This window comes from Rhodococcus sp. NPDC060176, from assembly GCF_042728675.1.
Lineage (GTDB): Bacteria > Actinomycetota > Actinomycetes > Mycobacteriales > Mycobacteriaceae > Rhodococcus_F.
In genome coordinates this window covers 76,943-87,553 of sequence record NZ_JBHWYS010000002.1, presented here as the reverse complement: position 1 = coordinate 87,553, position 10,611 = coordinate 76,943, and the positions used below count along the sequence as shown (strand labels likewise).

Sequence of the window (10,611 nt, the reverse complement as noted above, 5' to 3'; positions counted from 1 at the left end):
TAGTGGGCGCACCGACAAGCTCTGGCCGTAGGCTGGGTGGGTGAGTCCAAGTGAGTTCCCCGTCACTCCCGACGGCCCGGTCGATTTCGACGATTCCGCGGCCTTCGAGAGCCCTGACGGCTTTGCCGTCGACACCAGCGACCGCCTCGAGGGCGACATCCCTGTCCTACGTGACCCCATCCTCGTTGCAGCTTTCGAGGGCTGGAACGACGCCGGTGACGCGGCCAGTGGTGCGGTCGAACATCTCGAGCTGATCTGGGATGCCCAGCCGCTCGCCGAACTCGATTCCGAGGACTACTACGACTATCAGGTCAACCGTCCCACGGTCCGTCAGGTCGACGGAGTCACCCGCGAAATCGTCTGGCCGGCAACACGTTTGTCGGTCTGTTCGCCCCCTGGCAGCGAGAGCGACATCGTCCTGCTGCGCGGGATCGAACCCAACATGCGGTGGCGCAGCTTCTGCGAGGATCTGCTCGAGTTGATCGACCAGCTGAACGTCAAGACCGTGGTCATTCTCGGTGCACTGCTTGCAGACACTCCGCACACACGCCCGGTCCCGGTCACGGGCACGGCGTACAGCAGTGAATCCGCCGCCCGGTTCAATCTGGAACAGACCCGGTACGAAGGCCCGACGGGTATTACCGGAGTCCTTCAGGACGAGTGCGTTCGTGCTGGTGTACCGGCTATTTCGTTCTGGGCGGCCGTGCCGCACTACGTGTCGCAGCCACCCAACCCGAAGGCCACAGTGGCCCTCCTTCAACGCGTCGAGGATGTTCTCGACATCGAGGTCCCCCTCGGGGAGCTCCCAGCTCAGTCGGAGGACTGGGAGGAAGCGGTCAACGAAATGACCGCGGACGACGAGGAAATCGGCGAATACGTGCGCACCCTGGAAGAACGGGGCGACGCTGAAACCGACATCAGCGAAGCCATCTCCAAGATCGACGGCGACGCCATCGCCGCGGAATTCGAGCGCTACCTCAGACGGCGAGGCCCCGGCAGCTTCGGACTGTGAGCAAGAACACTCCAGAGGAAGAAGGCGGAAGTACACAGCGCCCCTTGCGCCTCCGACTTCAACTGATCGCGCTGTACGCCGGCGGGTTCCTCGGCCCGTTCGGCGGCGGTGTGGTTGCTTCGATCCTCCCCGAGATCGGTAACGATCTCGGGGTCGGGCCGTCGGCGGCCGCCTCCTCGCTCACCGCGTACCTGCTCCCCTTCGCCGCACTGATGTTGGTGTCCGGGACACTCGGGACACGGTGGGGCAAAGTCCGGACCGTGCGGATCGCATACAGGGTCTACGTCTTCGCGTCGTTGGCGTGCTTCCTCGCCCCGACTCTCGAGATCTTCCTGGCCGCCCGGGTACTGCAGGGCTCGGCGAACGCATTCACCACGCCGCTACTTCTTGCTTCGTTGGCGGCCGCAACACCGCAGGCTCGACTGGGCCGAGCGCTCGGAGCCTTCGGCGCTTTCCAGGCTGCTGGGCAGTCGTCAGCTCCGTTGATCGGCGGCCTCGCGGCCGAATTCGACTGGCGTCTGGCCTTTCTCGTCATTGCTGTGGTCGCAGGCATCCTGGGAGCCGTCGGGCTCCCGAAGTCCGAAGCGCCGACGGCAACTACTCCCGCACGCCTACGCGATGCACTGCGCCCCGAAGTGCTCCGGATCGGCATCGCTGCACTGCTCGGCTGGGGCGCCCTCGGTGGGCTGAGCTTCCTGCTTGCCTTCCGCTTCGAAGACGAGTTCGGACTGTCCCCCACCGTCCGCGGCCTACTGCTCACCGTTTTCGGTGTGGCCGGCATCCTCTCGGCCCGACGCATCGGAATCCTCATCGATCGCATCGGCGCACGGTCCTCCGTGATGATCGGCGCCCTGGGCGGTGCAGTTCTGGTGTCCGTCGTCGGCCTCGCCGGCTTGGTGCCGGTGATCGCGATCGCATGGTTTGTCGCAGGCGTCGCGAGCCAGTTCGTCCTGGTAGGCGTCAACGCTGCGGTACTCGGCTCCGAGGGGCCCAACCGCGGCGGCGCCGTGTCGGTCGTGCAAGCGATGCGCTTCGGCGGCGCTGCCCTTGCTCCCCTGGCCCTGACACCGATCTACGACTCTTCGCCTGCCGCGAGCTTCCTGATCCCCGCGATACTGCTCGCCGTCGTCGCTCCCCTGGTGATGCCGAAGCAACGCTGATCGGTCTTGGCTGGTTTCGGACATTTTGTGGTGCGAACGCCGAGGTGTTTGAGGAAAGGGACCGCCGTTGTCTTGAGACCGACCGGTTGAGCCATATTCGGAAAATCGTGTGTTTCCGTCAGCGACAGATATTGATACCATTGGAACATGAGCGAATCTGAGTCGGAACCGGAACGGCCGATCGACATTTTCCGGCGATCGGTTGCCGTCATCGAAGAAAATTTGCCTCCTACCTGGTCTTTGTCGACACAGCGCTCCCCCGACCTGTCCGAGGCGCCGCTCCGCCTCGACCTCCGCTCCCCTGACGGCGCCGTGGCCAAATTCGGCGTGTACGCCGCTCACGGTGTCCTGAGCAGCGACGTTCCCGGTATCGCCGACCGCTTCCCCACCGGCCAATCGGGCTTCGTGTGCGCAAAATATCTGTCCGAGCCGGTCCGCCGGCAGCTCGATTCCCACGCGATCTCGTACGCAGATGCCACGGGCAACGTGTCGTTGACCGCAGATCGACCCGCCGTCTGGGTTCGCGGACGCGGAGCAGATGCCGATCCGTGGCGGGGGCCCGGACGTCCTTCCGGACAGCTGACGGGCGATCCGTCAGCTCGCGTCGTGCGTGCGCTTGCCGATTTCGCGGCGCCACTGGCGATCACTGCCTTGGTGGGCCTGGCCGGTGCGTCGACGGGAGCAACCTATCGGGTGGTTCAGACACTTTCGGATCGCGAACTGGTGACGCGTCTCCCCCGCGGCGGAATTGGCGACGTCCGCTGGCCGAAGATGCTTCGTGAATGGGCGGCTGAGGCCGGGGCCAAAGCACCAACGCCTCACGGCTTTCACGCGCCGGACGGGTTGGAAGCACTCTTCGACCAACTGCGTCAGCTCAGCGGTCACATCTATGCCGGTACCGCCTCGGTGGCCGCGGCGCCCTTTGCTCGGTACGCCCCCACCCAACGCGCGCACTTCCATGCCGACAACGTCGACCAGTTCGCCGACGCTCTCGGCCTTCGACGTGTGGAATCCGGCGGTGACGTGTGGATCACCGCTCCCCTCTCACCGTCCGCATTCGATCGATTACTCACTCGCGACGGCATCCGCATCGTCGCGCCGAGCCAGGCGTTCGCTGATCTTCTGGTCGGCCCGGACTCCGACGAAGCGGCAGCCGAGCACCTGCTCACGTGGATGATCGAGAACGAATCACAGTGGCGACGCGCCGCATCCCCTGCTACGGATCGCCCGTAGGAAAAAGAGGGGGCGTCTCTCGCCTACCCTGTCATGGTGGAAGAAACGAGTGCGCCCGATTACGCCGCGTACGCCGACACCAATCGACTGAAGCTGTTTTCGTTCACGATCGCGGAAAAACGGGCCGAGTACCTCTGGGTGCTTCGTGCCTTCGACCATGCTCGGGCCAACTACACCGTGCTGCTGCATGCCGGAACCGTCGCGCACATCCTCGAGAAGATCGGCGGCTCGGATCCGGCCGCCGACCTGTCGGCAGCAGAGGTCACTCCCCTGTTGGATCAGCTCCACGTGTGGGAGATCCTCGAACGCAGCTACGACGGCACCCGTGCAGCGACGCTGGCCGAGTACCGGAATCGCCACTTCGTCTACCAGTTCGGTCAGGCCGGATACCAGGTCTATCGATCAGTCGAGGACGTTCTTGCCGCACGCCTGGACTCGGCGTCGCTCTCTCGTCTCGCTCTGGCGGACCTGCTCGCAGACATGTCCGAACTCGCGGAAGCCAACCGAAGCTCCGACGGCGATCTGATCTTCCGCAAGCTCAAGCGCCTCGACTCGACGCTCTCCGACATGGCCGATCGAGCCGCGCACTTCTATCTGACCCTCGGCGACTTGGTGCGGACCACGGAGATCACTCCGCAGGCTTTCCTCACGCACAAGGACGCTCTGCTCACCCACATGCGCGAGTTCAGCTCCGATCTGGCGCGCTACGCCCCGAAGCTCAAGGAAGCGATCGAGCACGTCGAATCCACCGGTGTCGATCGCATGATCCGCCTCGCCGCCGCCAGTGACGAGCGGGTGTTCGTCCCGATCGCCGAACGCGAAGACGACTGGGCTGCGCGTTGGCGAGGATTGACCGCCTGGTTCGTCTCCGCGGAATCGGGGATCAGCGAGTCCGAACGCCTGCGTGAAGGCACGATGAGTGCGATCGCCGCAGTTCTGGCGCTCCTTCGCCGCGTCACGGAGACCCGTCGCGGCGGCGTCAGCCGTGAGAGCCAACTCAGGCACCTCGCCGGTTGGTTTGCCGCCACCCCGTCCGAAGACGCAGCTCACGCTCTGTTTCAAGCTGTCTTCGATCTCGGCCGACCCCGCCACCTGTCGATGGTGCATCCGGACGCCGACATCATTTCGCACTCGCGTTCGTGGTGGGAGGCACCGCCGGTGGAGATCGCGCGGACACTCGCCGAAACCGGCCGGCCCCCCTCACCCGGGCTGCCGAGCAAAGTTGCCCGCAACGACGGCAGCATCCGCCGACTGCGCGAAGAGCAGTTGGCGGCGCAACGTACCCGCAGCGCCGCCGCGCAATCTCTCGCGTCGAACGGTGTTTATCAACGCGAACTCAACGAGCAGGAGACCGAAGTTTTGCTGAGTCTGCTCAATGCAGCACTGACCGCGCGCGTTCCGGTGGTGGGACGCGTCAAGAGTTCCACCGGTAGCGAGAACGGGGTGAAGCTCACGCTCAGTCCCTCGGACGGTTCGACCACCATCAAGACCGCCCGCGGACGTATGCATCTCGACGGTATCGAGGTCAGTGTTCGATGAGAGCTCGCGAGATCACGCCCCTTGCCCTCGATTCGTACCAACGAGCGGCGCGCGTGATTCTGTCCAATCACCTGATCACCTCGACGTACCCGGATCGAATTGCGTTGCCGCTCTTGCGCCGTTGGGCCACCGAGCTACGCGACGACTTGCTCGAACTGTTCGGATACCGCCTCGAGGTGACAGAGACCACCGCGCGCCTGTTCACGGTGTCGGATCGACTCAACCCGTCGGCACCGGCCAGAACTGCCTCCGAGCGAACTTTCGATCGCACGCGCTACGCCTATCTGGCGTTGTGCCTGGCCGCTCTGGGCCGCGCCGGAAACCAGATCACGTTGTCGGAGTTGGCCGATCACGTCGCGGCCGACGCCGCGCAGGTCGACGGCGTCGAACTGTCCACCGATCGTGCGTCGGACCGCGACGCCTTCGTCGACGCCGTCGGCTGGCTCGGCGTCCGGGGCGCCATCGCCCTCGCCGACGGTGACGCAAACGGCTGGGCGTCCAATCCCGAAGCGGGAGAAGCGCTCTACGACATTGATCGGTCCGTCGTCGTGGCCCTGTTCCGTCCGCCGCGCGCCCTGCAGCACCTTCACTCCATCCGAGGGCTGCTGGCGGCGGAGACCTCGAGCGCCTCCGAGGACGACGGAATTCCCGTGGACGCGAAAGAGATCGGACGCCGAGTGCGTCGGGCTCTCGTCGAGCGCCCGGTCGTACTGGCCGGCGAACTCGATCAGCACGAGTTGATCGCGTTGGCGCAGCCCAAGACCGCGTCGGAAGTCGAACTCCTGACGGGGTTGGTGGCCGAGCGCCGCGCCGAGGGAATCGCGATGATCGATCCCACCGGTCGACTCTCCGACGTCCGCTTCCCGAGCACCGGGACGATCGCTCAGGTGGCACTTCTCCTGGCCGGCGAGATTGCCGACCGCGTACTCGACGTCGACGCTCCCGAACTGCCGAAACTTCCGATCCCGCACGTGTCGGACGATCACCTGATCGAACAACTCGATGCCGCCATCCCCGAGGCTGGAATCTTCGAGGACCTCGCCGACGAGGACGACGACTTCGTGCTGCCCGCCGGCGAACCGGCCGAGCCACCGGAACCCGTCACGTACCCGAAAATCGACGACGACTGGCTCGCCGACAAGGTCACCGAGTTGGTGGACCAGTTCGGGCGAACCTTCGCGGCACAGTGGCAGGCCGATCACAACGGACTGCGCAAGCAGGCGCTCGGGTTGTTGCAACGTCTACGACTGACGCACGTGGTCGACGGCGGAGTTCTGGTCTTGCCCGTGTTGGCCCGGTACCGCGACGTCGTGGTCTCCGTGCGCGAACGCGACCCTCAGATCGACTTCGCGGTGGACAACTCCGCACCGGATCCGGTCGACGAATTCGGCCCCGAACCTTCCCCCAACGGCGAACTATCAGAGGTAGAGAACGTATGAGCAACGCCCGCTTCCGACCTACTCGGGCTGGAATCATCAACCTCTGGGATTACCGAGACCAAGAGTTCTCGTTCGCCGACGGTCGACTGGTTCTGCGAGGACCCAACGGATCCGGCAAGACCAAGGCCCTCGAGGTCCTGTTCCCGTTCGTCTTCGACGGCCGCATCGAACCGCGGCGCCTCAACCCGTTCGCCGGTGAAGAGCGCACCATGAAGTCCAACCTGCTCTACCGCGGTCAGGACAGCGCGCACTCCTACGTGTGGATGGAGTTCTGCCGCGGCTCACTCGAAGATCCCGAGTCGGTGACCGTGGGAATCGGCATGCGTGCAACACGCACCAATGACAAGGTCACTCGCTGGTACTTCGTCGCCGACGGCCGCGTCGGGGTCGATTTCTCGCTGATCGGTAACGACGATCGTCCCCTGACCAAGAAGCAGTTGGCCGAACAACTCGGCAGCGATTCCATCACCGACCGTCCCCTCGACTACCGCACTGCCATCGACGCGCGGATGTTCGGTCTCGGTGTGCAGCGCTACGACCAGCTGATCAACCTCATTCTCACGCTTCGCCGCCCCCAGCTCGCGAAGAACCTTGACCCGAAGGGCCTTTCGCAGGCACTCACCGACGGTCTCCGTCCGCTCGACGACCAGCTGGTCCTCGAAGCTGCGCGTTCGTTCAGCGACATGGAGGAGGTCGGCCGGGCGCTCGAGGGGCTGGCGGCAGCCGATCAGGCGGCGCAGAGTTTCATCGGGGTCTATACCAAGTACCTGCGTCAACAGTCCCGCGGAGAGATCGAACAGGTCAGTACCCGCCTCGCAGCGGTCACCAGAGGTGTTGCCGCCATGGACGAGTCGTCGCTCGCCCAGACCCGCAGCCGTGAGGCGCGGGCAGCTGCCGAGGAGCGATTCAACCAGGCCGAGCAGGCACTCGAGAACGCGCGCGCCAATGTCGAAGCACTGCAACGCTCGAGCGCGTACGAAGGCAAGCAGCAACTCGACGATCTCGCCCAGGCCGTCGCGACGCTGAAGCTCTCGACCGAGCAGCAGGCAGACAAGTCACGGAAAGCGCAGGCCGCACTCGCACAACGCGGCGACGAAGCCGACAAGGCCGCATCGTCGGTCAAGCGTGCGGCCGAAGCACTCTCGCGCGCCGAGGACGAACTGCAGGCAGCAGCCGAGGACGCCGGCATCGTCTGGACTCCCCTGCCCGACGGCTCACGCAGTGACCAGATCACGGCAGCCGTCCGTGGCCATGCCGAGGAACGTGACGGTGACGTACGCGTCGTCCGCACCGCACTGGCGACCGTCGAGAAGGCGGCGACCGAACGAACCCGGGCCGAAAACAGCTCTCGCCGTGGACAAGAGCTGCTCGAAGCGTCCAAGGCGGCTGTGCTCGAGGGCGAAGCTGCCGTGGAACTCGCACGCAGTCAGTGCGCGAGTGGGCTGCGCGCGTGGTGGACCGATCACTCCTCTCTGTTCTCGGCTGTCGGCGCCGACACGTCGCTGTTCGAGGCTCTCGACGCAGCGCTCGCCGAGGTCGGCGACGAGGACGCGCCGGCGCTGTCCGCAGTTCTCGCCGAGCAAACCGAGGCCGGAACCGAGACGCTGCGCGAGCGTCGTCGCGAAGCAGAAGCGGAAATCTCTGCTTCACACGCCTCCATCGCGGCTCTCAAATCCGAGCGCAAGGCCGTCTCGGCGGAACACGACGACGCTCCGCCTGCCTTCCACGCACGCACCGACAACCGCAGTGAACTGGGTGGTGCACCGCTGTGGCAGCTGGTGCGCTTCGCCGATTCCGTCGAACCGGACGTGGCCACAGGTATCGAATCCGCACTCCAGGCGGCAAATCTGCTGGACGGCTGGGTCTGCCCGGACGAGAAGATTCCCGAGCACGTCAGCGAGCAGTTCCTGACCGCTCTTCCGGTCAAGCAGCGCCCGAAGGGACGAACGCTGGCCGATGTCCTCGAGGTCGAAGGCAATGACGACGTACCCGACGCTCGGGTACAGGACATTCTCGTGTCGATCAGTCTCGTCGAGGCACCGGGCGACTCCGACGCAAGCGTCGCGATCGGCGTCGACGGCCGCTTCTGGCAGGGCGTCGCACGTGGCCGGCATGTCAAGGCCGACGCCGAGTACATCGGCACGACAGCACGGGCGCGTCGACGCGAAGCTCGGATCACCGAGATCGACGCGGCTCTCGAAGAGCTTGCCGGCGCAGTCGATGCAGCCAAGGCACTGGTGGCGCAGACCAACGAGCAGCTGAGCCGGATCAACTCTGCAGCAAAGGAATTGCCGAAGACCGGTTCGATCCTGCGCGCACTCAAGACCGTCACCGAATCCGCCGGTGCTCTCCGCACTCGCTCGGAAGCCACCGAAACAGCGCAACGCGAACTCGACGCGGCGATCGCCGATCTCGCAGCGAAGGAAAAGCAACTCCGGGCGACGGCGTCGCAGCACCGGACGCCGCACGTCGGCCGTGAACTGGACTCCCTCGCCGCGGCGATCCGGCACTTCGAGAAGCAGGGTGAACTGGCGCTACGCTGCCGGCGCGAGCACGCCAAGGAAGTCGAACTCGAGCGCGAGTCCCGCGACCGCCTCGACGAATCACGGGCCAATGCCGAGGAATTCGCCGAAGAAGCCGCCATCGCCGAGGAGAGTCTGCTCCAGCAGGTGCAACGTCTCGAGACGCTCCGCGACACTCTCGGTGCCAGCGCCGAGCAGATCGATCTCGACCTGGCAAAAGCGCGCGCGAAGATCGAAGAATGCAAGGTCGAGCAGCGTGCTGCGCGAAAGGCGTACGACGCTGCAGTCCTCCAGATCGGCACGGCAGAGGGTGCATACAACACCGCTGTCGAGACGTTGCGTCACACCCTGACCGAAACCCGCAGTGATGCAGAGCGACTCGCGCCCTACGCTCGTCCGGATCTACTGGAATTGTTGGGCGTCAAGGAGCACCTGAGCTGGCCGGCCAGTTCGGCGGCGTGGATGAGTCCCGATCAGTTGGTCTACCGCATCCAGAACGAAGATCGCAGCGAGGACGCCGCCCACCCGCCTGTCCTCCCCGAAGACGTCGACAAGTTGTACCGAGCGCTCGAGGCTGCGACCTCGGCGGTCCGCGTCACCGACGGCGCCCGCAAGGCAACCCGCACGGCACTGACCTCGGCGCTGCAGGACTTCGACGCGCAACTCGCCGCCGCCGGACAGGACTACCGCCTGCAATGGGATGCACCGGACGGACTGACCGTCGTACGTGTGCAGGACGATCAGGGCTATTCGTCGATCGGTGAATTCGCGACACGGATCCACGACGCTCGCGGCGATCAGGAGCAATTGCTCACCGAATCCGAGCGTCGCATTCTCGAAGATGCCCTGCTGACCGGTTTGGCTCAGCAGATCCACGAGCGCACCGTCGACGCACGAGAGTTGATCGCACAGATGGGCACCGAGATGCGTGAGCGTCGCATGTCCTCGGGCAACACCATCGGCGTTCACTGGGTGCTGGCCGACAACCTCGACGACAGCTCGCGGGCGATCTCCAAACTGCTGGATCGAGATGCGTCGGCCCTCGGGGTTGACGAACTGGCGACTCTGCGAGCACATTTCGCGACCCAGATCCGCACCGCCCGCGCCGCGCACCCCGAACGCTCGTACCCGGAGATCCTGTCCTCGGCGCTCGACTACCGGCAGTGGCGTGTGTTCTCGTTCACTCTCATCAGCGGTGAGGGCAAGGAAGACCGGCTGACTGTCGCGCGGCACAGCGCACTGTCCGGTGGCGAGCAGTCCGTCTCGCTGCACCTTCCGCTCTTCGCTGCCGCGCACGTCATGTTGGACTCGGCCGACCCGCACGCCCCGCGTCTACTGGCACTGGACGAGGCCTTCGCCGGTGTCGACGACAACGGTCGCAGCGAGCTACTCGGCTTGAGCGTTCAGTTCGACCTGGATCTCTTCATGACCGGCTACGACCTGTGGATCACGTACGCAGACGTCCCCGGCTGTGCGCACTACGACCTCGCGCACTCCACTGCAGAGCAGGCGGTCAGCGCCGCGCTGCTGGTGTGGTCGAACGGTGAGTTGCTCGCCGAGCACGACGGAACAGATCTGGCGCGGGCGCTGGGCTCGCCGCTGCGGCGCCGGGTGCCGACACCAGCCGAGGGCGCGTTGGACTACGCCTAGAAACTGCTGTGCGCCTTTATTAACCGCCCGCGGTTAATAAAGGCGCACAGCAGGAC

6 protein-coding genes are annotated in these 10,611 nt (G+C 65.3%); all 6 read left to right on the top strand.

Translation table 11 applies throughout. The annotated features are described in order from the left end of the window. Nucleotides 1-157 precede the first annotated feature (157 nt). A complete protein-coding gene (locus ACFWEM_RS08875; RefSeq protein WP_223257810.1) occupies nt 158-1,012 on the top strand; it encodes a PAC2 family protein in 855 nt (284 codons plus the stop codon). After that, nucleotides 1,009-2,172, top strand: a complete 1,164-nt coding sequence (locus tag ACFWEM_RS08870) for an MFS transporter (RefSeq protein WP_378532923.1) — start codon at nt 1,009-1,011, stop codon at nt 2,170-2,172. The genes ACFWEM_RS08875 and ACFWEM_RS08870 overlap by 4 nt, the downstream gene beginning before the upstream one ends. Before the next feature lie 147 nt (nt 2,173-2,319). Further along, on the top strand, nt 2,320-3,405 hold the full coding sequence (locus tag ACFWEM_RS08865) for a hypothetical protein (RefSeq protein WP_378532921.1): 1,086 nt from the start codon (nt 2,320-2,322) through the stop codon (nt 3,403-3,405). Nucleotides 3,406-3,438: 33 nt separating this feature from the next. Beyond that, nucleotides 3,439-4,944, top strand: a complete 1,506-nt coding sequence (locus tag ACFWEM_RS08860) for a TIGR02677 family protein (RefSeq protein WP_230815680.1) — start codon at nt 3,439-3,441, stop codon at nt 4,942-4,944. After that, nucleotides 4,941-6,383 carry a TIGR02678 family protein gene (locus tag ACFWEM_RS08855; protein ID WP_378532919.1) on the top strand — a complete coding sequence of 481 codons (1,443 nt, stop codon included), beginning with the start codon at nt 4,941-4,943 and terminating at the stop codon, nt 6,381-6,383. Before ACFWEM_RS08860 ends, ACFWEM_RS08855 begins: the two co-directional genes overlap by 4 nt. Further along, complete coding sequence (locus ACFWEM_RS08850) at nt 6,380-10,555, top strand: TIGR02680 family protein (protein WP_378532917.1); 4,176 nt, start codon at nt 6,380-6,382, stop codon at nt 10,553-10,555. Before ACFWEM_RS08855 ends, ACFWEM_RS08850 begins: the two co-directional genes overlap by 4 nt. Nucleotides 10,556-10,611: the final 56 nt, after the last annotated feature.

What these genes read in the sequence shown, in the direction of transcription:
- ACFWEM_RS08865 (WP_378532921.1), top strand. Translation starts at nt 2,320, where the DNA reads ATGAGCGAATCTGAGTCGGAACCGGAACGGCCGATCGACATTTTCCGG.
- ACFWEM_RS08860 (WP_230815680.1), top strand. Translation starts at nt 3,439, where the DNA reads ATGGTGGAAGAAACGAGTGCGCCCGATTACGCCGCGTACGCCGACACC.
- ACFWEM_RS08855 (WP_378532919.1), top strand. Translation starts at nt 4,941, where the DNA reads ATGAGAGCTCGCGAGATCACGCCCCTTGCCCTCGATTCGTACCAACGA.
- ACFWEM_RS08850 (WP_378532917.1), top strand. Translation starts at nt 6,380, where the DNA reads ATGAGCAACGCCCGCTTCCGACCTACTCGGGCTGGAATCATCAACCTC.